The sequence below is a fragment of the Streptosporangium nondiastaticum genome, from assembly GCF_003011965.1.
Taxonomy (GTDB): domain Bacteria; phylum Actinomycetota; class Actinomycetes; order Streptomycetales; family Streptomycetaceae; genus Streptomyces; species Streptomyces nondiastaticus.
On the sequence record NZ_PXWG01000012.1, the window covers coordinates 1 to 23,357 of the forward strand.

The window sequence follows — 23,357 nt, forward strand, 5'->3', positions numbered from 1 at the left end:
CCCCGGCCGCCCCCGCCCCGCCGCCCGCAGAAACGCCCGCCGAAGCCCCCCGCTACGACTGGAAGCAGGCCGAGGACGAGCTCTCCGACGTCATCCCTCCCCGCTTCGTAGAGACAGAGGCAGGAGCAGATGCAGAAGCAGAGGCAGCGGAGGGTAAGCCCACCCCCCTCTCCGCCCACGGCGACGACGACCCTGCCGGCGTCAGCGCCTGGGACGTCGAGACCGCCGGCCTCTCCCTCTCCGACGTCGGCGGCATGGAGCAGGTCAAGGAGCGCCTGGAGGCCGCCTTCCTGGCCCCCATGCGCAACCCCGAGCTCCGCAAGCTCTACGGCAAGAGCCTGCGCGGCGGGCTGCTGATGTACGGGCCGCCCGGCTGCGGCAAGACGTACATCGCCCGCGCCGTCGCCGGCGAGCTGGGCGCCCGCTTCATGACGGTCAGCATCACCGACGTCCTCGACATGTGGATCGGCAACTCCGAGCGCAATCTGCGCGAGCTCTTCGAGACGGCCCGCCGCAACGCCCCCTGCGTGCTCTTCCTCGACGAGCTGGACGCCCTGGGCGCCAAGCGCAGCCAGATCCGCCACTCCGGCCTGCGCACCACGGTCAACCAGCTGCTGACCGAGCTGGACGGCGTGGACGCCCAGGCCAACGAGGGCCTGTTCGTGCTCGCCGCCACCAACCATCCCTGGGACGTCGACCCCGCCCTGCGCCGCCCCGGCCGCCTCGACCGCACGGTCCTGGTGCTGCCGCCGGACGAGCCCGCCCGCGAGTCGATCCTGCGCCACCACCTCAAGGACCGTCCGGTGGCCCGCATCGACCTGCGCAAACTGGTCAAGCGCACGGACGGGTTCTCCGGCGCGGACCTGCGCCACCTGTGCGAGAGCGCGGCCGAGCGCGCCCTGATGGACTCGGTCCGCACCGGCCAGGCCCGCATGATCGAGACCGACGACCTGCTCGCGGTCCTCGCCCAGGTGCGTCCGTCGACCGGCCCGTGGTTCGACTCGGCTCGCAGGGTCGCCCAGTTCGCCAACGAGGGCGGGCAGTACGACGAGCTGCTCGCGTACCTCAAGAAGAAGAGGATGTTCTGAGCGTGAGTGACACCCCGTACGGCGGCGGGCACCCGACCGTCGCCCGCGCGGAGGCGCTGCTGAGCGTCGGCCGGACGGAGGACGCCCGTGACCTCCTCTTCTCGTACCTCAACGAGGTCTCCAACAAGGACGCCGACGCCTACGCCCTGACCGCCAGCTGCTTCTTCCGGTTGCGGAAGTGGCAAGCGGTCCTGGTCATGGCGGAGGCCGCGCTCCAGCTCAACCCGGACCACACCGACGGTCACGTCTTCCGCAGCGAGGCGCTGTGGCGCCTCGGCCGTGCGGACGAGGCCGTCACCGCGGCCCGCGAGGCGATACGGATCTCGCCGTACCACCAGACGCCCTACCAATCGCTGTCGGCGGCGCTGCGCGCGACGGGCGACCTCGACGGGGCGCTGGCGGCCGCGAACGAGTCCGTGCACGTCAGCCCGGACTCCGTGAACGCGCACTTCGCCCGCTACGCCGTCCTGCGGGAGATGGCGGACAACGCCGGCGCGCAGCAGGTGATGCGCGACGTGCTGAGCTTCGCCCCCGAGGACGCCGACGCGCGCGCCGTGCTCGCCGGGCTCAAGGACGAGGCCCGCGAGCTCCGGCTGCCGGAGCTGGTCAGGGAGTACTCCGCCGCCCTGGGGTCCGACCCCACGAACGCGTTCATCACGGCCAAGCTGGAGGACGTCGCCCTGCGTCTGGTGCGCCGCACCCGCTGGGTCGCCCTGCTCTGCCTCGTCTACGCCGCCGTCACCTCCCGGGCCTTCCCGACCGGTGACGACCCGGTCTCCCTGCCCGCGCCGCTCGGTCCCCGCATGTGGTTCTTCTTCCTCATGTGCGTGGGGTGGGGGCTGTGCGTGTGGCGCACGTACTTCACGCTCCCGAAGGGCGCCCAGCTCACCCTGCTGTCGGTGGTCCGGCGCGCCTTCGCCGCGAAGCTGGCCGTGCTGCACTCGCTGTGGGGGACGCTCTGCGCGGTGCTGCTGGTGACCGTGCCCTGGACGGACCGCGGCTACGAGCAGGCGCTCGTGTGGATCGGCGGCGTGCCCGTCGTGCTCGCCATGTGGTACGGGGCCGCCCAGCGGCGGAACGAGCGCGACGCCGCCGAGAAGGCGAAGGAGAAGCGGCTGAAGGCCGCCCGCGAGAGGGAATCGGAGGCCGCCCGGTAACATCCGGACCGTAGGAGCCGAGACCGAGCCGACGAGCCGACGACCCGTGAGGAGCCCACCGGTGGCGGGAGAACCGCAGGCGGACTGCCTGTTCTGCAAGATCGTCAAGGGGGAGGTGCCCGCGACCGTCGTCAAGGAGACGGAGACCACCGTCGCCTTCCGCGACATCAACCCCCAGGCGCCGGTGCACGTCCTGGTCATCCCCAAGGTGCACTACCCGGACGCGGGCTCTCTCGCCGCGGCCGAGCCCGCGATCGCCGCCGACGTGCTGCGCGAGGCGGGCGAGGTGGCCCTGCAGGAGAATGGGGAGAAAGGCTTCCGCATCGTCTTCAACACCGGCGCCGGCGCGGGCCAGACCGTCTTCCACGCGCACGCCCACGTCCTCGGCGGCCGCGGCTTCAACTGGCCCCCCGGGTAGGCAGCGCTCCTTGTCCGTACGTGAACTGGTCGTCCTGGGCACCGCCAGCCAGGTGCCCACGCGCCACCGCAACCACAACGGCTACGTGCTGCGCTGGGACGGCGAGGGCCTGCTCTTCGACCCCGGCGAGGGCACGCAGCGGCAGATGCTGCGCGCCGGGGTGGCCGCGCACGACCTGAACCGGCTGTGCGTCACCCACTTCCACGGCGACCACTCCCTCGGCCTCGCGGGGGTGATCCAGCGCATCAACCTCGACCAGGTGCCGCACCCCGTCACCGCGCACTACCCGCGCAGTGGCAAGCGCTTCTTCGAGCGCCTGCGGTACGCGACGGCCTACCGGGAGACGGTGCAGCTCGCCGAGGAGCCCGTCTCCGGCACGGGCGGGGTCCTGTACGAGGGGCCCGCCTACCGCCTGGAGGCGCGCAGGCTCTCGCACCCCGTCGAGTCGTACGGCTACCGCCTGGTCGAGCCCGACGGCCGGCGGATGCTCCCCGAGCGGCTCGCCGCGCACGGCATCAGCGGGCCGGACGTCGGCCGGCTGCAGCGCGAGGGCGCGGTCGGCGGGGTCACCCTGGACGAGGTGAGCGAGGTGCGCCGCGGGCAGCGGTTCGCGTTCGTGATGGACACGCGGCTGTGCGACGCCGTGGACGAGCTGGCCGAGGGCTGCGACATGCTCGTCATCGAGTCCACGTTCACCGACGAGGACGCGGCCCTCGCCGCGGACCACGGCCATCTGACGGCGGGTCAGGCCGGTCGCGTCGCGGCCGGCGCCGGGGTCCGTCACTTGGTCCTGACGCACTTCTCGCAGCGGTACGACGACCCGGCGGTCTTCGAGCGGCAGGCCCGTGCGGCGGGCTTCGAGGGTGAGCTCACGGTGGCCCGGGACCTCATGCGGATCCCGGTGCCGAAGCGGCGTTAGCCCGTCCGCGGACGGCATTCCGCAGCCCGTCCGCGGACGGCATTCCGCAGCCCGTCCGCGGTCGGCATTCCGCCGGAACCGGCGAGGCCGCACCGGGCCGGAGCACCGGTGAAGCCCCGCCGGCCTCACGGCCTTACGGCAGGAAGTACATCGGGTTCGGCAGCTTGTACGTGTGCTGCGCGTACCCGCCCTGCAGGTCGCTGTACTGGTCGCCGAAGTTGCCGATGATGCGGTAGCCCTGCGACTCGATGTGCTTGCGCGTGCCCGCCTTGTACTCGACGGTGGTGCACTTGGCGCCGCACGGCAGGTACGCCGGCGGCGTCTTCTTGTTCTTCAGGTAGAAGTGCGCGGTGTCGGCGGCGGGCTTGTAGCCGGCGTTCTTGAGGTTGCGCACGCTCCAGTCGCGCTGGTGCTCGTCGCGCCCGGTGACGTAGAAGACCGTGATGCCCTTGGACTGCGCCCAGTTGACGAGCTGCGGCATGCCGAAGACCGGGCCCATGTCGGTGGACTTCAGGTAGGCGTCCTGCGACTCGGGCGTGAAGTGGAAGCCCTGCTGGAGCTCGTAGTTGTAGGTCAGCAGGGTGGTGTCGTCGACGTCCAGGACGATGGCGGGCTTCGCCGCGCCCTTCTTTCCGGAGCCGGACTGGTTCCGGACGGCCTTCTCCAGCTGCGCCTTCGCCTTCTTCTCGATGTCGGCGACCTGCTTGGCGTAGTTGCTGTCCGGCGACGCGTAGTGCTGGCCGTCCTTGTCGACGGTGTCGCCGTAGTAGGCCTTGATCTTGTCCGTCACCTTGGTGAGGTTCGGGATCTCCTTGTCCGTGCGGGGCACGGAGTGCTCGGCGCTGGCGGCGCCGGCCGTGTAGAGGCCGGCGCCGACGGCGAGTGCGGCGCCGGCCGCGGCGATGCGGGCGCGCTTGGACGCAAGGCTGAGCTGCACGTGTGTACTCCTGAGTAGCAAAGGCGGTGCAGCGCGAAGCTAGGGCCTTGGCGAGTGCAGGTCAAGCACTGTCTACGCGGGTAGGGGTGATGTGTCCCCTCCGGTACGCCGAACGGCCCCACGCCCGGCCCGCTCCAGGATCCGCGCGGCCACCGCGGGCGAGTCCACCAGCGGGTGCAGGGCGAGGGCGCGCAGGGCCGCGTCGCGGTCCTCGTGCACCGCCGCCGCGATCGTGGCCCGCTCGACGGCCTTGAGCTGCAGCATCAGCCCCAGCTGGTCCTCGCGCAGCGGCGGGCACGGCAGGGGCCGGGCGCCCTCGCCGGTCACCTCGCACACCGTCTCGATGATGGCGTCCGCGGACAGCCCGGGGACGGTCGTTCCGTTGGGCACGTTGAGGATCAGGCGCGTCGGCTCGTCCCGGGCGATGGCCGCCATCAGCGCGAGCGCCACCTTGTCGTAGCCGCCGCCGTCCAGGTCGCAGGAGTCCCGCTGCCAGCCGCCGCTCGCCGCGCGGCTCTCGGCCATGTAGGTGGACTCGCGCTGCAGCCGGGTGCGCTCCCACAGCTCGTACGAGCGGTCCGGCGCGGCGGCCGCCTGGGCGAAGAAGCCGCTCTGCTGCTCGTCGAGGAACTGGCCGCGGGTCTCCGGCGACTCCAGCACCGAGCGCAGCGTCTCGCGGCGGAAGTAGTAGTAGTGGAGGTATTCGTTGGGCAGGCAGCCCAGGGCGCGCAGCCAGTCCGCGCCGAAGAGCTTGCCCTCCTCGAAGGAGCCGAGGGCCGCGTCGTCCGCCAGCAGGCGCGGCAGCAGGTCGGTGCCGTCGACGCGCAACGACCGCAGCCAGCCCAGGTGGTTGAGGCCCACGTAGTCGAAGCTCACCCGTTCGGGGTCGGCTCCGGCGGCACGCGCGGCCCGCCGCACCAGCCCCACGGGGGAGTCGCAGATGCCGATCACCCGTCTGCCCAGGACGGCGGACATCGCCTCCGTCACCATGCCCGCCGGGTTGGTGAAGTTGATGACCCACGCGCGGGGCGCGACCGCCGCCACCCGTTCCGCGATCTCCAGGGCCACCAGGACCGTGCGCAGCCCGTACAGGACCCCGCCGGCGCCGACCGTCTCCTGCCCCAACACCCCTTCGCTCAGGGGGATCCGCTCGTCCAGCACCCGGCCGGCCGTGCCGCCGACGCGGATCGCGGAGAACACGAAGTCGGTGCCGCGCAGCGCGTCGTCCAGGCTGTGCGCGAGGCGCACGGCAGGGGCGCCGGGCACCCCTTCGGCCTGGGCCGCCAGCACCGAGGAGATCACTCTCATGCGCATGGAGTCGGTGTCGTAGAGCACGAGTTCCGTACAGCGGCCCGGGGTGTCGCGCCGCGCGTCGTCAAGGAGGGCCCGGTGCACCAGAGGCACCCGGAACCCGCCACCGCCGAGAATCGTCAGCCTCATGTTCCGGAAGGTACCTCAGCATCGGGCACACTGTCCGGATCCGCACCCGTGAGAGGAGCAGCGAGCGCGTATGACGACCTCTTCGCCCCACTCGGCCCCCCGGAAGGACCTACGGAACGGGCACTGCCCGGGCGAGCGCACGGAGGGCTTCGAGGGGTTCCGGGGCGCGGCTCCCGTCCTCGACCCGCTGGCCGCGGTCCGTACGGACGCCGATCCGCCCACCGACGTGTACCTCACCGGAACGGTCTTCCTGGACATCATCTTCACGGGCCTGGACTCGGCGCCCGTGCGCGGCACGGAGTCCTGGGCGCGGGGCATGGGGTCGAGCCCCGGCGGCATCGCCAACATGGCCACCGCCCTGGCCCGGCTGGGCCTGCGCACCTCCCTCGCCGCGGCCTTCGGCGACGACATGTACGGCGAGTACTGCTGGGAGGCGCTCGCCCAAGGGGAAGGGATCGATCTCGGCCTCTCCCGCACCGTGCCCGGCTGGCACTCGCCCGTGACCGTCTCCATGGCCTACGAGGGCGAGCGGACGATGGTCTCCCACGGGCACGAGGCGCCGCCGCCCGGCAACGGGGGAGGGGTGCCCGCCCCCGAGTGCCCGCCGGCCTCGCGCGCCTGCGTGGCGCTGCTCGTGCCCGGCCGCCAGGAGGAGTGGATCGCCCGCGCCGCCGCCCGCGGCAGCAGGGTCTTCGCCGACGTCGGCTGGGACGAGACGGGCCGCTGGGACCCGGCCGACCTCGCCGACCTGGAGCACTGCGAGGCCTTCCTGCCCAACGCGGAGGAGGCCATGCGCTACACCCGCACCGACTGCCCCCGCGCCGCCGCCCGCGCCCTCGCCGAGAAGGTGCCGGTCGCCGTCGTCACCATGGGGGAGAAGGGCGCGTTCGCGGTCGACAGCAGCACGGGGGAGAGCGCCGAGGTCCCCGCGATCGCCGTCGAGGCGCTCGACCCCACCGGCGCCGGCGACGTCTTCGTGGCGGGCTTCGTCACGGGCACCCTGGCCGGCTGGCCGCTCGCCGACCGGCTCGCCTTCGCCGGGCTGACGGCCGCCCTGTCCGTACAGGAATTCGGAGGGTCACTGTCCGCACCCGGGTGGGTCGAGATCGCCGCCTGGTGGAAGCACGTGCGCTCCTACGACGACCAGGCCCCGGCCGTCCGCCGCCGCTACGCCTTCCTCGACGGCCTGCTGCCCGCGGCCGTCCGCCCCTGGCCCCTGCGCCGTGCGGTCCCCACGCTCGGCTTCCGCCGTCCGTAGGCCCCGGGAGGCCCCCGCGAGGCCCGTCCGCCGCCGGGCCGCCCGGGGGCCGGGCCCCGGGCACGAAAACCCCTCGGGCCGCCGGAGGCCACGTCGTACCCTGGTATTCCAAGGATCTCCGGACACCGGAATGCAGAAAAGAGGCGATGAGCAGGCCAGAGTGCCGGCCCATGACTCAGACACCCACACGACCGCAGGCGACGGCGCAGTTCACGGTCCCGGCCAAGCACCCCATGGTGACGGTCCTGGGCTCCGGTGACTCCCTCCTGCGGGTCATCGAGAGAGCTTTCCCGTCGACGGACATCCACGTACGGGGCAACGAGGTCAGCGCGACGGGCGACGAGCGGGAAGTGGCCCTCGTCCAGCGTCTGTTCGCAGAGATGATGCTGGTGCTCCGCACGGGTGCGCCGATGACGGAGGACGCGGTGGAACGCTCGATCGCCATGCTCAAGAACGAGGAGCAGGGGGCCGAGACCGAAACCCCGGCAGCGGTCCTCACCCAGAACATCCTCTCCAGCCGCGGCCGCACCATCCGCCCCAAGACGCTCAACCAGAAGCGCTACGTCGACGCGATCGACAAGCACACGGTCGTCTTCGGCATCGGCCCCGCGGGCACCGGCAAGACCTACCTGGCCATGGCCAAGGCCGTCCAGGCCCTGCAGTCCAAGCAGGTCAACCGGATCATCCTGACCCGTCCCGCGGTCGAGGCCGGCGAGCGGCTCGGCTTCCTGCCCGGCACGCTCTACGAGAAGATCGACCCGTACCTGCGCCCGCTCTACGACGCGCTGCACGACATGCTCGACCCCGACTCCATCCCGCGCCTGATGGCCGCGGGGACGATCGAGGTCGCGCCGCTCGCATATATGCGCGGCCGGGCGCAGCCGCGCTTCACGAACGTCCTGACCCCGGACGGCTGGCGCCCCATCGGCGACCTCCAAGTTGGTGACCTGGTCATCGGCTCGAACGGTGAGCCGACTCCGGTTCTTGGTGTCTATCCGCAGGGTGAGAAGGACATCTACCGTGTCACCGCGCAGGACGGTTCCTGGACGCTGTGCTGCGGTGAGCATCTATGGACGGTCCGTACCGCCTCGGACAAGCGTCGCGACAAGCCGTGGCGGGTCCTGGAAACCCAGGAGATGATCGGCAATCTCCGCGCGGCGCACGCCCGCCGCTACGAGCTGCCGCTGCTGACCGCACCTGTGTGCTTCCCCGAGCGTGACGTTCCGATGGATCCCTACGCTCTGGGCCTGCTGCTCGGCGACGGCTGCCTCACGGGCCGTACGACGCCTTCGTTCTCTACCGAGGACCCGGAGCTCGCCTCTGCCCTGGAAGCGGTTCTGCCCGGCGTCGAGGTGCGCTGGAAGAAGGGGCCCGACTACACCCTGAGCAGGGTAAAGGCTCCGGGTGACGTGGTCACGCTGGAGAATCCGGTCACGCGAATGCTGCGCGCCCTGGACCTGATCGGTAGCCGGTCGCACACGAAGTTCATCCCCGACGAGTACCTCCACAACTCCGCCGAGGTCCGCCTGGCTGTCCTCCAAGGGCTGCTGGACGCGGATGGCGGTCCTGTCACGCAAGCCGCCCGTACCTGCCGCATCCAGTACGCGACGACGTCGATCCTGCTCAGGGACGATGTGATCGCACTGGTGCAGTCGCTGGGGGGTGTCGCGTACACCCGTCGCCGGGGCGCCGACGGCAGGAAGCCGGGGAGGTCGAGGGGCCGCGATGTGGAGCACCGCCACGACGCGCACATCGTCGACATCCGGCTCCCCGAGGGCATCGAGCCGTTCCGTCTCGCCCGTAAGGCCGAGAAGTATCGTGCAGCGGGAGGCGGTGGCCGCCCGATGCGCTTCATTGACAGCATCGAGCCCGCAGGCCGGGAGGAGGCCGTCTGCATCCAGGTCGCGGCAGAGGACTCGCTGTACGTCACGCAGGACTACCTACTGACACACAACACCCTCAACGACGCCTTCATCATCCTGGACGAGGCCCAGAACACGAGCCCCGAGCAGATGAAGATGTTCCTGACCCGGCTCGGCTTCGACTCCAAGATCGTCATCACGGGTGACATCACCCAGATCGATCTCCCCGGCGGCACGAAGAGCGGCCTGCGCCAGGTCCGGGAGATCCTCGAAGGGGTGGACGACGTCCATTTCTCGATGCTCACCAGCAACGACGTCGTCCGGCACAAGCTCGTCGGCCGTATTGTCGACGCGTACGAGCAGTACGACAGCCGAAACGAAAGCACCCCCCGGTAAGAACACGATGGCAATCGACGTCAACAACGAATCCGGCACGGACATCGACGAGCAGGCGATCCTCGACATCGCCCGCTACGCCCTCGCCCGGATGCGCATCCACCCGCTCTCCGAACTCTCGGTCATCGTTGTCGACGCCGAAGCCATGGAGCAGCTCCACATCCAGTGGATGGACCTGCCCGGGCCCACCGACGTGATGTCCTTCCCGATGGACGAGCTCCGTCCCCCGGCCAAGGACGACGACGAGCCCCCGCAGGGCCTCCTCGGCGACATCGTGCTGTGCCCCGAGGTCGCCAAGAAGCAGGGCGAGGACGCGCCCACCGGGCACTCCATGGACGAGGAGCTCCAGCTGCTCACGGTCCACGGCGTCCTCCACCTGCTGGGCTACGACCACGAGGAGCCCGACGAGAAGGCCGAGATGTTCGGCCTCCAGGCCGCCATCGTCGACGGCTGGCGCGCCGAGCGCGGGATCGAGGGGCCCTCCCCGGCCCCGACGATCACGTGACCGGGCGCCTGATCGCGGTCGCGGTCCTGCTCCTCGTCGTCGCCTGGCTCGCCGCCTGCGCCGAGGCCGGCCTCGCGCGGACCACCCGGTTCCGCGCCGAGGAGGCCGTCCGGTCCGGGCGGCGGGGCAGCGCCCGGCTGATGGCGGTCGCCGCCGACCCCACCCGCTACCTCAACGTGGCGCTGCTGGTCCGCGTCGCCTGCGAGATGGCGGCCGGCGTGCTCGTCACGTACGTCTGCCTGCAGGGCTTCGAGCAGACCTGGCAGGCGCTGACCGTCGCCATCGCCGTGATGGTCCTCGTCTCGTACGTGGCCGTCGGCGTCTCCCCGCGCACCATCGGCCGGCAGCACCCGCTGGGCACGGCCACGGCCGCCGCCTACGTGCTGCTGCCGCTGGCCCGGATCATGGGCCCGGTGCCGCAGCTGCTGATCCTGCTGGGCAACGCCCTCACGCCCGGCAAGGGCTTCCGCAAGGGCCCCTTCGCCTCCGAGGCCGAGCTGCGGGCCATGGTCGACCTCGCCGAGAAGGAGTCGCTCATCGAGGACGAGGAGCGGCGCATGGTCCACTCCGTCTTCGAGCTCGGCGACACCCTGGTCCGCGAGGTGATGGTGCCGCGCACCGACCTCGTCGTCATCGAGCGCGGCAAGACCATCCGCCAGGCCCTCACCCTCGCCCTGCGCTCCGGCTTCTCCCGGATCCCGGTCACCGGCGAGAGCGAGGACGACATCGTGGGCGTCGTCTACCTCAAGGACCTCGTCCGCAAGACGCACATCAGCCGGGACGCGGAGTCCGAGCTGGTGTCGACCGCGATGCGGCCCGCCGTCTTCGTGCCCGACACCAAGAACGCCGGCGACCTGCTGCGCGAGATGCAGCAGCAGCGCAACCACTGCGCCGTCGCGATCGACGAGTACGGCGGCACCGCCGGCATCGTCACCATCGAGGACATCCTGGAGGAGATCGTCGGCGAGATCACCGACGAGTACGACCGCGAGCTGCCGCCGGTGGAGGAGCTCGGCGAGGGCCGCTACCGCGTGACCGCACGGCTCGACCTGGGCGATCTGGGCGAGCTCTACGGCCTCGGCGAGCTCGACGACGAGGACGTCGAGACGGTGGGCGGCCTGCTGGCGAAGTCCCTGGGCCGGGTGCCGATCGCGGGCGCCGTCGCCGAGGTGGACCTCGCGGACTACGGCCTGGCCGAGCCGGGCGGCCTCACGGGCCTGCGCCTGACGGCGGAGGCGTCCGCGGGCCGGCGGAACCGCATCGTGACGGTCCTGGTCGAACCGGTCCGCTGACCCCGTAGCCCCGCTCGCGAAGCCCCCCGCGTTCCCGCGGGGGGCTTTGTGAGCATTTCGTATCAGGAGCGGGTTGAGGGGACGATTCCGGAACCTTCGGCCCTGGTTCCTTCATCTGCAGGCACAGAACTGACCGCCTTTGTCTGCCGGAGCACCACGATGACGAATCCCTCCACCGGGGCCTACCAGTCCCGCGGCCGCAACCGTGCTCGCCGTGCCCGACGATGGCTCGTTGCGGTGGCGTCCGTAGCCACGCTGGGGCTGATCGCCTGGCCGGTGATGAGCTACTTCGAGATCCCGCCGTTCACCGACAAGGGCGACCCCGTCAGCTACGGCCAGGCCGGTGGCGGGGAGGGCGGCAAGGGCGGCGACGCGAAGACGCTGATGCCCACGGGCCCGCAGGCGTCCTTCAAGAACGTCAAGACGCTCTCCGACGGCACGCACGTCAGCGTCGTCACCCTGGACGGCAAGAAGTCCGGGTTCAAGGGCAAGGTGTGGGTGTGGGCGCCCAAGGAGTACACCGACGACCCGAAGTTCGCCTCCAGCGGCTTCCCCGTCATGATCGCCCTGCCCGGCGGCCCGGGCAACGACAGCAACTACTGGTCGGTGGGCGAGTTCAAGCAGAGCAAGACCTCGACGGAGTCGTACTCGCTGGAGAAGAGCATCTCCACGTGGTACCAGCAGGGCAAGAGCAAGCCCTTCCTGCTGGCCATGCCCATCCTCAACCCCGGCCCGGACGACAAGGGCATCTACTGGGACGGCAGCGACATCCCGGATCAGCCGAAGATGGGCACCTGGCTGACCGAGGACGTCCCGGACCTGATGAAGGCCAACTTCCGCACGATCAAGTCGCGCGACGGCTGGAGCTACATGGGCTCCTCCACCGGCGGCTTCGCGAGCCTGAAGTCCGTGCTGAAGCACCCCGACAAGTTCAAGACCGCGATCGCCAACGGCCCGGACATCGTGCCCGACTCGCCGCTGTGGCGCGGCCACGAGAAGGAGAAGGCGGAGAACAACCCCGAGGTGCTGGCCAAGCAGCTGGCGGCCACGAAGGGGCCCGACGTCTACATCGCCTTCCAGTACGGGACCAAGGAGAACGCCAAGATGATCGCGGACGTGAAGAAGTTCATGGCCACGTACGGCAAGGGTCCCGTCCACACCAAGCTCTGGGAGATACCGGGCGGCACCCACAACGCCGGCACGTACCTCTCCAACATGGCGGAGCCCACGAAGTGGATCAGTGACCAGATGGAGGGGCCGACGCCCTCCTCCTGATCACCCGTTCCCCCCGCACGTGGAGGGGGCGGGCCGGAATCCCCGGCCCGCCCCCTCCACGTGCGTTCTCAGGCCGCGCGCCGCTTCCGCAGGCCCACCGCGACCGCCGCCGCCACCACCGCGACGATCAGGGCGTCCACCCCCAGCCCCAGCCGGACGCCGCCCAGCGTGGCCGCCGCGAAGCCCGAGCCGCCCTCGGAGAGCGCCGCGCTCCGGGCCGAGGCCACCGCGCTCAGCAGCGGGATCCCGATCGTGAGCCCGACCTGCTGCGAGCTGGTCACCAGACCCGTGGCCAGGCCCTGCTCGGTGTCCGGCAGGCCCGACGTCGCCGTCACCCCGTAGGCGACGATCGCCCACAGGTGCCCGACACAGGCGATGCTCGCCGCCACCAGGGCCAGCCACGCGCCGGAGGAGTCCCGCCCCAGCGCGAGCAGCGCGGCCGTGAACACGGCCTGGACCGCCAGACCGGCCAGGAGCGTGGTGCGGGCGCCGAAGCGGGCGATGACCTTCGACGCGGTGAGGCCGGCGGCCACGGCGAAGAGCCCCTGCACGCCGAAGACGAGCCCGGTGCGGAACGCCGACAGCTCCAGCACCTCCTGCAGGTAGAGCGTGAGCAGGAAGACGACGGTGGTCGGTTCTCCTTCGCGGATACCCCCGGCTTCAGCCGGGGGAGGGAACGAAGCTCCCGTGTGAGCGGGGCAGGGAAGGCCGTTTCGCCGCCGGGGCGGAACGGCGTACACCAAAAGCGCGGGTGAGGGGCGCCAAAGTGAGCAATCGGGCTCAACTGTCAGTCTCCCCGGATAGGTTTGGGTGCATGACGGCAGGAGCGATTACGGAGGTGGCCGGGCATGCCCGGTACACCTACCGTGTGCGCTTGTCGTCCACGGCGCGGCGGTCGCTCGAAGCCGAGTGGGACCGGTGCCGCTGGGTCTGGAATGAGTCGGTGGCCAAGTCCAGGGCCGTGCATGCGCACAACAGGGCAACCGGCGAGAAGACGACGTGTGGCCCGGTGCAGCTTGCGGCGATGCTGACCGAGGCTCGCGCCCGTACACCGTGGCTGGCCGAGGGCGCGTGTGTGCCGCAGCAGCAGTTGATACGCGACTTCGGCAAGTCCCGCGCCAAGGCGCTGAAGGACATCAAGGCACGGTTGCCGATGCGGCAGCGGGCCGGGATGCCGAAGTACAAGAAGAAGCGCGAGGCGCTGCCCACCCTCGAATACACCAAACGGGGTTCCGTCTCAAGGACGGCCGTTTGCACCTTGCGGGCGGGATCGTCGTACGCCCGGTGTGGTCGCGGGAACTCCCCGCCGGTCCGTCGAGCGTGCGCGTGTACCGCGACGCGGTGGGCCACTGGTGGGCGTCGTTCGTCGTCGCCACGGTGGCCGGGGAACTTCCCGTCACCGGGCGCGTGATCGGGATCGACTGGGGTGTCAAGGAGACCGCGACCACGACATCCGATGCCCATGACCTGCCCCACCCGCAGCACGGGAAGACCGCAGCGCAGAAGCTGGCGAAGTATCAGCGGATGATGGCCCGGCGTCGGCCGCCCAAGGGACAGGCTGGATCGAAGGGCTACCGCGAGGCGAAGCGGCAGACTGTGAAGCTGCACCGTAAGGTGGCCGCCCAGCGGACCGACACCGCCCGTTAAGTGGGCCAAGAGGGTTGTCCGTGACCACGATGTTTTGGCGGTGGAGGACTTCAAGCCGAAGTTCCTGGCGAAGTCGGCCATGGCCCGCAAGGCCGCTGACGCGGCGATCGGCGCCACGAAGAAAGCCTTGGTGGAGATGGCCCGCAAGCACGGGCGCATTGTCCACCTGGTGCATCCCGCGCACACCACGATGGACTGCGCACAGTGCGGAGCGAGAACCAAGCACCGCCTACCTCTTTCCGAACGAACGTATGCCTGCACCGCGTGTGGCGCCGTCTCACCCAGGGACAAGAACTCCGCGCGCGTGATGCTGGTCCGGGCTGGTCTGCAACCCGGCTAGTGCTGATCGTGTAAGACCTGCACCCCCGCCGGGGGCCAGGCGACGTGAGCTAGGAATCCCCCTCGTTTACGAGGGGGAGGAGTCAAGGACCCGTACTGGAACCTGGTCCTGGTCGACTTCTTCACCGACCCCGCCTACCGCAGCCGCACGGCCAACTGGGAGCAGAACGCCCGGCTGCTCGTCGCCCAGTACCGCGCCGCGTGCTCGGAGCGCCCGGACGACGAGGGGTTCCAGGAGATCGCGGCGGAGGTGTCCGCGGCGAGCCCCGAGTTCGTGGAGCTGTGGGCGCAGGGCGACGTGCAGGCGGGCGGGCAGCTCGTCAAGGAGTTCGACCACCCGGTGGCCGGGGCGCTGTACCTGGAGAGCACGCAGCTGCGCGTGCCGGCCAGGCCCGACCTGACCATCGTCATGCACAACCCGGTGGCGGACACGGGCACGGCCGCGAAGCTGGAGTGGCTGGTCTCGCCGGAGGCCCGGCGCGGCGGGATGTACTCGGTCGCGGGCTGAGCCCCCGGGACCGTCGGCGAGCCGTCCGGGCCGGGGTGATCCCGGCACGGACCGCCGCCCCCGGGCTCTCTATGCTCCCCGGTATGACGGAGACCACGCTGGACCCCGAAGACCGGAAGATCATCACGCTGGCCCGCTCCGCGCGCGCCCGCAACGCCGTGCCCGAGGGCGCCGCCGTACGGGACGAGACGGGCCGGACGTACGTGGCCGGCACGGTCGCGCTCGACTCGCTGCGGCTCAGCGCGCTGCGGACCGCGGTCGCCATGGCCGTCGCGAGCGGCGCGAAGTCCCTGGAGGCCGCGGCCGTCGTCTCCGAGGCGGGTGCCGTCTCCGACGAGGACCGGGCCGCCGTACGGGATCTGGGCGGGGCCGCGGCCCCGGTGTTCCTCGCGGGGCCGGACGGCGCGCTGCGCAGTACGATCACCGCCGGCTGAGCCGGCGCGGCCCGGGGGCGCCGCCTCCGGGCCCCGGTTCCGCGCCGGACGCGCGCCGGCCCCGGGCGCGGACCGGGCTTGATCGGCCGGCCGCTGGTCGGCGTGTCCCCGGCGATCGGGGAGAATGGCCGGTATGGATAACGCCTCGTCCCCCTCCCGGGCCCCCCACCGCGCGGGCTTCGCGTGCTTCGTCGGCCGCCCCAACGCGGGCAAGTCGACCCTGACCAACGCACTGGTGGGGACGAAGGTCGCGATCACCTCCAACCGTCCGCAGACCACGCGCCACACCGTGCGCGGCATCGTGCACCGGCCCGACGCCCAGCTCGTGCTGGTCGACACCCCCGGCCTGCACAAGCCCCGCACGCTCCTGGGCGAGCGGCTCAACGACGTGGTCCGCACCACGTGGGCCGAGGTCGACGTCATCGGCTTCTGCCTGCCCGCCGACCAGAAGCTCGGCCCGGGCGACCGCTTCATCGCGACCGAGCTGGCCGGGATCAAGAAGACCCCCAAGGTCGCGATCGTCACCAAGACCGACCTGGTCGACTCCAAGGCGCTCGCCGAGCAGCTGATCGCCATCCAGAAGCTGGGCGAGGAGCTCGGCATCGAGTGGCGGGAGATCATCCCGGTGTCGGCCGTCGGCGACAAGCAGGTGGGCCTGCTGGCCGACCTGCTGGTGCCGATGCTGCCGGAGAGCCCGCCGCTCTACCCCGAGGGCGACCTGACCGACGAGCCCGAGCAGGTCATGGTGGCCGAGCTGATCCGCGAGGCCGCGCTGGAGGGCGTGCGGGACGAGCTGCCGCACTCCATCGCCGTCGTGGTCGAGGAGATGCTGCCGCGGGAGGACCGGCCGGCGGACAAGCCGCTGCTGGACATCCACGCGAACGTCTACATCGAGCGCCCCAGCCAGAAGGGCATCATCATCGGCCCGAAGGGGGCCCGCCTCAAGGAGGTGGGCATGAAGTCCCGCAAGCACATCGAGGCGCTCCTCGGTACCCCGGTCTACCTCGACCTGCACGTGAAGGTCGCCAAGGACTGGCAGCGCGACCCGAAGCAGCTCCGCAAGCTGGGGTTCTAGCGGGGGGCGGGCACCGGCGGCCGGAGATCGGCGGCGCCGTCCGAAGCCAGCGAAGCGCCCGCGAGGGCGGCCGAGAAAGAGGGGTATCGGCTCGAAGGGGGCCCGTCTCAAGGAGGTGGGCATGAAGTCCCGCAAGCACATCGAGGCGCTCCTCGGTACCCCGGTCTACCTCGACCTGCACGTGAAGGTCGCCAAGGACTGGCAGCGCGACCCGAAGCAGCTACGGAAGCTTGGTTTTTAGACGTACGGGTCCGGTAGCCGCACATTCCGCCGGACCCTCGCCGCGGTGGCTTGTGAAGACCGCCGGCTACGCGCCCTCCCTGAGGACCAGCCTGATCAGTTCGCGCTGGTCGTGGCTGACGTGCGGGTCCGCGCAGTGGACCGTGCGGCCGTCCACGTCGATCTCGTAGCGGAAGCCGTCCGGCACCCCCCGCACGGCCGCCGCCTCGGCGGGCGACGCGGCGAGCGCGCGGTGGGCCAGGGCCTGTACGTGGGTCGCGTCGGGCCGGCCGTTCGTGTCCAGCTCGGCCCTCCGCTCGATGCCGGCGAACCCGCCGGTCCGGGTGATGACGATCCGCATGGCGCCATTCTCGCCCCGGCGGGCGGCCCTTACGAGGTGGGTACGCCCACCTGCGACCACGCCTTGAGGACGGCCTGGACCTCGTCGCCTTCGCCGTAGAGCGTCCGCGCCGTCGCCGCCGTCAGCCGGGCGAAGTCCGCGAACTGGGCGTCCGACGCCAGCTGCCCGCCGGTCAGCGTCGCGTACCAGACCTTCCCGGCCCGCTCCCAGGCGTGCCCGCCGAGCGCGCCGGCCACGAGGTAGAAGGCCCGGTTGGGGATGCCCGAGTTGATGTGCACGCCGCCGTTGTCGCGCGAGGTGCGGACGTAGTCGTCCATCGTCGCGGGCTGCGGGTCCTTGCCGAGGACGTCGTCGTCGTAGGCCGTGCCGGGGGCCTTCATGGAGCGCAGGGCCACGCCGTGGTCGATGCCGGGCCCCAGCAGGCCCTGGCCGATCAGCCAGTCGGCCTGGTCGGTGGTCTGCCCCAGGGCGTACTGCTTGATCAGCGAGCCGAAGACGTCCGAGACGGACTCGTTCAGCGCCCCGGACTGGCCGTAGTACTCCAGGTTGGCCGTGTGCTGGGTGACACCGTGGGTGAGCTCGTGGCCGATGACGTCCACCGGGATGGTGAAGTCGAGGAAGATGTCCCCGTCGCCGTCCCCGAAGACCATCTGGCTGCCGTCCCAGAACGCGTTGTTGTAGCCCTGGCCGTAGTGGACCGTGGCGTCCAGGGGCAGGCCCGCGTCGTCGATGGAGTGCCGGCCGTAGACCTTGAGGTAGAGCTCGAAGGTGGCGCCGAGCCCGGCGTTGGCCCGGTTGACCGTCGCGTCCTTCGAGGGGGCCTCGCCCTCGGAGTGGACCTTCTTGCCGGGCTGGGTGGCCCGGTGCTGGGCGTCGTAGATCGTCCGCCGCGGGCTGTCGGAAGGGGTGCCCGCCGAGGGGGCCGCGGTCGTCTGCAGCGCGGTGACCCGGCGGCGGGTGCGCAGGGCGCCGTCGTGCTCCAGGGTGCTGCGCGCGGGTTCGTGGTGCCGGGGGTCCTCGGACTGGGCCAGGCGGTCGAGCACGTGCGGCGGGACGATGCCGCAGAAGATCCCGTGGTTCTGGGTAGTCATGGCCCGAATCTGGCAGCGGCCCCCGGCCTTGTCAGGCCCCGGCGCACCGATTAACACAATCGAGTGGCACCGTTCCGTGTCCCGCATGCTGGAACGCCCGTACCGCATCCCGTCCGGCTCGGCTACGGTGCTGTGCATCATGCGTTTCGGGCTGCTTCTTCTTAGCTGCCGCGGCGAGGGCCTGTAGTCGATCGGCCGACCCCCTCCCCGCGGAGTGAGGCGTTGCGGTCACCCGGTGACCCGCCCGTCGGCCGTTCCCAAGGTCCCAGAAGGACATACGAGGAGCCCCCGCAGATGCCTGAGACGACCCCCGCTTCCGTCGGCCGTCCCACCCCCCTGACCGCCGCCACGGTCACCCAGCGCCCTTCCGGGATGCCGGTGCACAAGTACCGCCCCTACGAGGCCGTGGAGATCCCCGACCGCACCTGGCCGGACCGGCGGATCACCAAGGCGCCCCGCTGGCTCTCCACCGACCTGCGCGACGGCAACCAGGCCCTGATCGACCCGATGTCGCCGGCCCGCAAGCGCGAGATGTTCGACCTGCTGGTCCGCATGGGCTACAAGGAGATCGAGGTCGGCTTCCCGTCCTCCGGCGCCACCGACTTCGAGTTCGTCCGCTCGATCATCGAGGAGGACGCGATCCCGGAGGACGTGACGATCTCCGTCCTCACCCAGGCCCGCGAGGAGCTGATCGAGCGCACGGTGGAGTCCCTGCGCGGTGCCCGCCGCGCCACGGTGCACCTCTACAACGCCACCGCCCCGGTCTTCCGGCGGGTCGTCTTCCGCGGCTCGCGCGAGCAGGTCAGGCAGATCGCCGTCGACGGCACGCGCCTGGTCGTGGAGTACGCCGACAAGATCCTCGGCGACGAGACGGTCTTCGGCTTCCAGTACAGCCCGGAGATCTTCACCGACACCGAGCTGGACTTCGCCCTGGAGGTCTGCGAGGGCGTCATGGACGTCTGGCAGCCCGAGGACGGCCGCGAGATCATCCTGAACCTGCCGGCCACCGTCGAGCGCTCCACGCCCTCCACCCACGCCGACCGCTTCGAGTGGATGTCCCGGCACCTGTCCCGCCGCGAGCACGTCTGCCTGTCCGTGCACCCGCACAACGACCGGGGCACCGCCGTCGCCGCCGCCGAGCTGGCGATCATGGCCGGGGCCGACCGGATCGAGGGCTGCCTGTTCGGCCAGGGCGAGCGCACCGGCAACGTCGACCTGGTCACCCTGGGCATGAACCTGTTCTCCCAGGGCGTCGACCCGATGATCGACTTCTCGCAGATCGACGAGGTGCGGCGCACCGCCGAGTACTGCAACCAGATGGAGGTCCACCCGCGCCACCCGTACGCGGGCGACCTGGTCTACACCGCCTTCTCCGGCTCCCACCAGGACGCCATCAAGAAGGGCTTCGAGGCGATGGCGGCCGACGCGGCAGCCGCGGGGAAGACCGTGGACGACATCGAGTGGGCGGTGCCGTACCTGCCGATCGACCCCAAGGACGTCGGCCGGTCCTACGAGGCCGTCATCCGGGTGAACTCGCAGTCCGGCAAGGGCGGCATCGCGTACGTCCTGAAGAACGACCACAAGCTGGACCTGCCGCGCCGGATGCAGATCGAGTTCTCGAAGATCATCCAGGCCCGGACCGACGCCGAGGGCGGCGAGGTCACCCCGCAGGAGATCTGGGCGGTCTTCCAGGACGAGTACCTGCCCACGGACGCCGACCCGTGGGGCCGGATCGCCCTGCGCAGCGCCCAGGCCTCCACGACCAGCGAGGGCACGGACGCGCTGACCGTCGAGGCGGTCGTGGACGGCGTGGACACGGTCCTGACCGGTACGGGCAACGGCCCGATCTCGGCGTTCTTCGACGCGCTGGGGGCCACCGGGGTCGACGCCCGCCTGCTCGACTACACCGAGCACACCATGAGCGAGGGGGCCAGCGCGCGGGCGGCCTCGTACATCGAATGTGTGATCGACGGAAAGGTGCTGTGGGGGATCGGCATCGACCCGAACACCACGCGTGCGTCGATCAAGGCCGTGGTCTCGGCGGTGAACCGGGCCTACCGGGCCTGAGCGGGCGGTACCGCGCCCCGGGACGGCCCGCCGTCAAGCGCTCCGGGGCGAAACCACCGTATCCGGTGGCCTCGTGGCGAGATCCCCCGTATGACGCCCGTCGTCTGCGCACGGGGTACTGACGTCGCATCATCGATGTGGCTAACATCACGTCAACGCGGCGACGAGGCCGTGCGGTTATGGAGGTGTGCGCCGTGATGCACGCGCAGGGCCGACCCGGCCGGGACCGGTGTGTGGTGGGCGTACGCACCGTGTGGCGCACGGTCGGCGACGGCGAGTTCTACTGCCCCGGCTGCGGCGGCGACCGTAACTACCGCCGCCGCACCGGGCGCCGCCGCCTCGTCGCCTTCGGCCTGCCGCTGCTGCCGCGCGGCCCCGTCGGGCCGGTCGTGGAGTGCTCCGCGTGCCGCGCCCGCTACGGCACGGACGTCCTCGACCACCCCACCACCACCCGCTTCTCGGCGATGCTGCGCGACGCCGTGCACACCGTCGCGCTCGCCGTCCTCGCCGCGGGCGGCACCGAGGCCCGCACGGTCCGAAGAGCCGCCGTGGGCGCCGTCCGGGCGGCGGGCTTCGTGGACTGCAGCGAGGAACAGCTGATCACCCTGATCGAGGCCCTCGCCGCCGACACGGGCCGCCTCCCCGGGGCGTACGGCACGGACCTGGGCACCCCCTCGCCCTACGCCGGCCGGGACGGCTTCGACCCCCGGGGCACGGCGCTGGCCATCGAGCTCCACGAGGCCCTGGAGCCCCTCGCCCCCCACCTCGCGCCCGCGGGCCGCGAATCGATCCTGCTGCAGGGCGCCCGCATCGCCCTGGCCGACGGGCCCTACCGGCCCGCCGAGCGCGAGGTCCTCGCCACGGTGGGCCGCGCCCTCATGCTCCCCCCGGAGGACACGGACCGGCTGCTGGCCGCGGCGCGGACCCCTTCGTAGCGGCGGCCCCGCACCCCCTGTCCGCGGCGCTACGCCCGGCTCTCCGAGGCGGTGGCGGGCGCCTGCGGCTCCCCGGGCGCCGCCGGCCCCTGCAGCGCGCCCAGCACCCACGGCACGTGCTTGCGCTGCACGCCGATGAGCACCTCGTCGTCGCCGTCGCGGCAGACGAGGACCACCTGGCGGAGCGCCTTCCGCCAGCCGCGGGTCTCCGCGGTGACGCCCGACGGGTCCGACCAGTACGGCACGCGGACGCGCTCGACGACCAGCGTGCGCGGCAGGACCCTGCGCAGGGCGCGGCCCTCCGGGTCGGGGGTCACCGCCAGCAGGCCGGGGCCCACCACCAGGTACGCGCCGATGAGCTCGCCGCGGTACGGGGTGCGCGCCGCGACGCCGCCCTCGACGCACTCCTCCCGCTCCGGCACGACCGGGGCGATCTCGAACTCCTCCGACTGCCGGCGGCGCACCCTGATGCGCCACAGGGCGCCCAGGACGACCGGCACCGTGCCCGCCCCGGTCAGCACCAGGGCGGTCGGCATCGTGTCCGTGACCATGGGGGCGAGGAAGGCGACGATTCCGGTCAGGACGCCGGCGCACGGCAGCACGGTGGCCTGCCAGGCGTAGCGGGCGGGGTGGCGGCCGACCTGCCGGACCATCCAGTAGGTGAGCCAGGCGAAGGTGCCGCCCAGCGCGAGCAGCCCCATGCCGCAGGCGAACGGCAGGCGGTAGGCGTCCTTCGGCTGGTCGGCGGTGAGCTGCACGGTGCCGCGGAAGTCGACGAAGCGGATCTTGCCCCGCCAGTAGGTCGCCTTCACCGGGTCGCCCGGTTTGACCCTGCCGAAGACCGAGGCCGGGCCGTTCATCTCGGCGCGGTGGGTGTCGCCGCCGCGGCCGGTGATGGTGAGCCAGTAGTGCGTCGTCTTGCCCCGGGGCACGGTCTCCGTGCCCTTCACCGTGCCCTCGATCGTCTTGCGGCACTCCAGGGCCGGCTCGTCGCCCACGCACGCGGACGCCGTCGCGAAGGCCCGGCTGTCGGCGCGCTTGCCGGGCACGGTGACGAACAGCAGGAAGAGCGCGGCGAGCACGCACACGAGGCTCGCGGCGGCGGCGGAACGGACGGGATGGCGGCGCCTGCGGCGCCGGCGGCGGGAGGAGGTCACCGGGTACTCACTGGGGGGAGGAAGATCGACATGGCGCTCACATTGTGCCCTCGTCAGGCGCGGGCGCTGACGCCCTCGTGGGTACGGGAGAATAGCCCTATGAGCCTCTTCCGCGACGACGGCATCGTGCTGCGCACGCAAAAGCTGGGCGAGGCCGATCGCATCATGCTGCTTTCTCCCGGGGGGCAACCCCCGGACCCCCGGCCGGAAACCCGTGGGGGTGCGCGATGAGTCTTTTCCGCGACGACGGCATCGTGCTGCGCACGCAAAAGCTGGGCGAGGCCGATCGCATCATCACCCTCCTCACGCGCGGGCACGGGCGGGTGCGGGCCGTGGCCCGGGGCGTGCGGCGGACCAAGTCGAAGTTCGGGGCGCGCCTTGAGCCGTTCTCGCACGTCGACGTGCAGTTCTTCGCGCGGGGGAGCGAGCTCGTCGGGCGCAGCCTGCCGCTGTGCACGCAGAGCGAGACCATCGCCGCGTACGGCGGCTCCATCGTCACCGACTACGCCCGCTACACCGCCGGCACCGCCATGCTGGAGACCGCCGAGCGGTTCACCGACCACGAGGGCGAACCGGCCGTCCAGCAGTACTTGCTGCTCGTCGGCGGGCTGCGCGTGCTCGCCGCGGGCGAGCACGCCCCGGGCCTCGTCCTGGACGCCTTCCTGCTGCGCTCCCTCGCCGTCAACGGCTACGCGCCCAGCTTCGGCGCCTGCGCCCGGTGCGGAATGCCCGGTCCGAACCGGTTCTTCTCGGTGGCCGCGGGCGGTGTGGTCTGCGGTGAGTGCCGGGTGCCCGGAAGCGTCGTACCCTCCTCGGAGGCGATCGGGCTGCTCGGTGCGCTGCTGACCGGCGACTGGGCTACGGCGGACGCCTGCGAGCCGCGCCACGTCAGAGAAGGCAGCGGCCTGGTCGCGGCATATCTGCACTGGCACCTGGAGCGGGGCCTCCGCTCGCTCCGGTATGTCGAGAAATAGGGA

General features: G+C 71.4%; 23 protein-coding genes and 4 pseudogenes. 21 read left to right on the forward strand and 6 right to left on the reverse strand.

Going from position 1 to position 23,357, the window contains the following annotated elements; genetic code table 11:
- The 4 genes from B7P34_RS07785 to B7P34_RS07800 form a co-directional block, all read left to right on the forward strand.
- Positions 1-1,088, forward strand: a 1,088-nt coding sequence (locus B7P34_RS07785; protein WP_106675077.1) for an ATP-binding protein, incomplete at its 5' end; no start/stop codon positions are given.
- Between the two features lie 2 nt (positions 1,089-1,090).
- Positions 1,091-2,245 carry a tetratricopeptide repeat protein gene (locus B7P34_RS07790; RefSeq protein WP_106675078.1) on the forward strand — a complete coding sequence of 385 codons (1,155 nt, stop codon included), beginning with the start codon at positions 1,091-1,093 and terminating at the stop codon, positions 2,243-2,245.
- Between the two features lie 61 nt (positions 2,246-2,306).
- Entirely contained in the window at positions 2,307-2,663 is a 357-nt protein-coding gene (locus tag B7P34_RS07795) for a histidine triad nucleotide-binding protein (RefSeq protein ID WP_106675079.1), read from the forward strand.
- A 10-nt stretch (positions 2,664-2,673) separates the two neighbouring features.
- Positions 2,674-3,582 carry a ribonuclease Z gene (locus B7P34_RS07800; protein WP_106675080.1) on the forward strand — a complete coding sequence of 303 codons (909 nt, stop codon included), beginning with the start codon at positions 2,674-2,676 and terminating at the stop codon, positions 3,580-3,582.
- A 133-nt stretch (positions 3,583-3,715) separates the two neighbouring features.
- Here the strand turns inward: B7P34_RS07800 and B7P34_RS07805 are convergent, their stop codons facing one another.
- Positions 3,716-4,519 (reverse strand): HAD family acid phosphatase, encoded by an 804-nt coding sequence (locus tag B7P34_RS07805; RefSeq protein ID WP_106675081.1) that lies wholly within the window; start codon positions 4,517-4,519, stop codon positions 3,716-3,718.
- A gap of 72 nt (positions 4,520-4,591) precedes the next feature.
- Positions 4,592-5,959 (reverse strand): 6-phospho-beta-glucosidase, encoded by a 1,368-nt coding sequence (locus tag B7P34_RS07810; RefSeq protein ID WP_106675082.1) that lies wholly within the window; start codon positions 5,957-5,959, stop codon positions 4,592-4,594.
- A gap of 70 nt (positions 5,960-6,029) precedes the next feature.
- On the opposite strand from B7P34_RS07810, the gene B7P34_RS07815 reads away from it, so the two are divergent.
- From B7P34_RS07815 to B7P34_RS07835, 7 genes and pseudogenes are all read left to right on the forward strand, one after another.
- Positions 6,030-7,217 (forward strand): carbohydrate kinase family protein, encoded by a 1,188-nt coding sequence (locus B7P34_RS07815; RefSeq protein WP_106675083.1) that lies wholly within the window; start codon positions 6,030-6,032, stop codon positions 7,215-7,217.
- Between the two features lie 170 nt (positions 7,218-7,387).
- Positions 7,388-8,092, forward strand: a pseudogene (locus B7P34_RS38305) (PhoH family protein); the annotation flags it as partial.
- A gap of 564 nt (positions 8,093-8,656) precedes the next feature.
- A pseudogene (locus B7P34_RS38310) lies at positions 8,657-8,905 on the forward strand (LAGLIDADG family homing endonuclease); the annotation flags it as partial.
- A gap of 267 nt (positions 8,906-9,172) precedes the next feature.
- Positions 9,173-9,475 (forward strand): annotated as a pseudogene (locus B7P34_RS38315) (PhoH family protein); the annotation flags it as partial.
- A 7-nt stretch (positions 9,476-9,482) separates the two neighbouring features.
- Positions 9,483-9,980, forward strand: coding sequence for an rRNA maturation RNase YbeY (ybeY, locus tag B7P34_RS07825; protein ID WP_106675085.1), 498 nt, complete (start codon positions 9,483-9,485; stop codon positions 9,978-9,980).
- Positions 9,977-11,272, forward strand: a complete 1,296-nt coding sequence (locus B7P34_RS07830) for a hemolysin family protein (protein ID WP_106675086.1) — start codon at positions 9,977-9,979, stop codon at positions 11,270-11,272. Before ybeY ends, B7P34_RS07830 begins: the two co-directional genes overlap by 4 nt.
- A gap of 237 nt (positions 11,273-11,509) precedes the next feature.
- Positions 11,510-12,547 (forward strand): alpha/beta hydrolase, encoded by a 1,038-nt coding sequence (locus B7P34_RS07835; protein WP_223267609.1) that lies wholly within the window; start codon positions 11,510-11,512, stop codon positions 12,545-12,547.
- 68 nt (positions 12,548-12,615) lie between these two features.
- On the opposite strand, the gene B7P34_RS07840 is transcribed toward B7P34_RS07835, so the two are convergent.
- Positions 12,616-13,287, reverse strand: a complete 672-nt coding sequence (locus B7P34_RS07840; protein ID WP_286157455.1) for an MFS transporter — start codon at positions 13,285-13,287, stop codon at positions 12,616-12,618.
- A 511-nt stretch (positions 13,288-13,798) separates the two neighbouring features.
- On the opposite strand from B7P34_RS07840, the gene B7P34_RS38320 reads away from it, so the two are divergent.
- From B7P34_RS38320 to B7P34_RS07865, 6 genes and pseudogenes are all read left to right on the forward strand, one after another.
- On the forward strand, positions 13,799-14,194 hold the full coding sequence (locus tag B7P34_RS38320) for a transposase (RefSeq protein WP_223267610.1): 396 nt from the start codon (positions 13,799-13,801) through the stop codon (positions 14,192-14,194).
- A 40-nt stretch (positions 14,195-14,234) separates the two neighbouring features.
- The gene (locus B7P34_RS38325; protein ID WP_223267611.1) at positions 14,235-14,534 is read left to right on the forward strand and encodes a zinc ribbon domain-containing protein; all 300 of its coding nucleotides are present in this window, start codon (positions 14,235-14,237) and stop codon (positions 14,532-14,534) included.
- 108 nt (positions 14,535-14,642) lie between these two features.
- Positions 14,643-15,041: an MmyB family transcriptional regulator gene (locus B7P34_RS37360; protein ID WP_223267624.1), complete on the forward strand. Its 399-nt coding sequence runs from the start codon at positions 14,643-14,645 to the stop codon at positions 15,039-15,041.
- Positions 15,042-15,124: 83 nt separating this feature from the next.
- Positions 15,125-15,475: a cytidine deaminase gene (locus B7P34_RS07855; protein WP_106675089.1), complete on the forward strand. Its 351-nt coding sequence runs from the start codon at positions 15,125-15,127 to the stop codon at positions 15,473-15,475.
- Between the two features lie 133 nt (positions 15,476-15,608).
- Complete coding sequence (era, locus tag B7P34_RS07860; RefSeq protein WP_106675090.1) at positions 15,609-16,550, forward strand: GTPase Era; 942 nt, start codon at positions 15,609-15,611, stop codon at positions 16,548-16,550.
- Positions 16,551-16,635: 85 nt separating this feature from the next.
- Positions 16,636-16,791: pseudogene (locus B7P34_RS07865) on the forward strand (KH domain-containing protein); the annotation flags it as partial.
- A gap of 66 nt (positions 16,792-16,857) precedes the next feature.
- Here B7P34_RS07865 and B7P34_RS07870 read toward each other — a convergent pair.
- Together B7P34_RS07870 and B7P34_RS07875 are read right to left on the reverse strand one after the other, a co-directional pair.
- Complete coding sequence (locus B7P34_RS07870; protein WP_106675091.1) at positions 16,858-17,130, reverse strand: protealysin inhibitor emfourin; 273 nt, start codon at positions 17,128-17,130, stop codon at positions 16,858-16,860.
- Between the two features lie 29 nt (positions 17,131-17,159).
- A complete protein-coding gene (locus B7P34_RS07875) occupies positions 17,160-18,221 on the reverse strand; it encodes a M4 family metallopeptidase (protein ID WP_106675092.1) in 1,062 nt (353 codons plus the stop codon).
- Between the two features lie 372 nt (positions 18,222-18,593).
- On the opposite strand from B7P34_RS07875, the gene leuA reads away from it, so the two are divergent.
- Both leuA and B7P34_RS07885 read left to right on the forward strand, forming a co-directional pair.
- On the forward strand, positions 18,594-20,288 hold the full coding sequence (leuA, locus tag B7P34_RS07880; RefSeq protein ID WP_223267625.1) for a 2-isopropylmalate synthase: 1,695 nt from the start codon (positions 18,594-18,596) through the stop codon (positions 20,286-20,288).
- 236 nt (positions 20,289-20,524) lie between these two features.
- On the forward strand, positions 20,525-21,223 hold the full coding sequence (locus tag B7P34_RS07885; protein WP_223267612.1) for a TerB family tellurite resistance protein: 699 nt from the start codon (positions 20,525-20,527) through the stop codon (positions 21,221-21,223).
- Between the two features lie 29 nt (positions 21,224-21,252).
- Here the strand turns inward: B7P34_RS07885 and B7P34_RS07890 are convergent, their stop codons facing one another.
- Positions 21,253-22,380: a hypothetical protein gene (locus tag B7P34_RS07890; RefSeq protein ID WP_106675094.1), complete on the reverse strand. Its 1,128-nt coding sequence runs from the start codon at positions 22,378-22,380 to the stop codon at positions 21,253-21,255.
- Between the two features lie 99 nt (positions 22,381-22,479).
- On the opposite strand from B7P34_RS07890, the gene B7P34_RS37365 reads away from it, so the two are divergent.
- Both B7P34_RS37365 and recO read left to right on the forward strand, forming a co-directional pair.
- Positions 22,480-22,611 (forward strand): recombination protein O N-terminal domain-containing protein, encoded by a 132-nt coding sequence (locus tag B7P34_RS37365; protein ID WP_189382569.1) that lies wholly within the window; start codon positions 22,480-22,482, stop codon positions 22,609-22,611.
- Positions 22,608-23,354 carry a DNA repair protein RecO gene (gene recO, locus B7P34_RS07895; RefSeq protein ID WP_106675095.1) on the forward strand — a complete coding sequence of 249 codons (747 nt, stop codon included), beginning with the start codon at positions 22,608-22,610 and terminating at the stop codon, positions 23,352-23,354. Before B7P34_RS37365 ends, recO begins: the two co-directional genes overlap by 4 nt.
- The last annotated feature ends 3 nt before the right edge of the window (positions 23,355-23,357 follow it).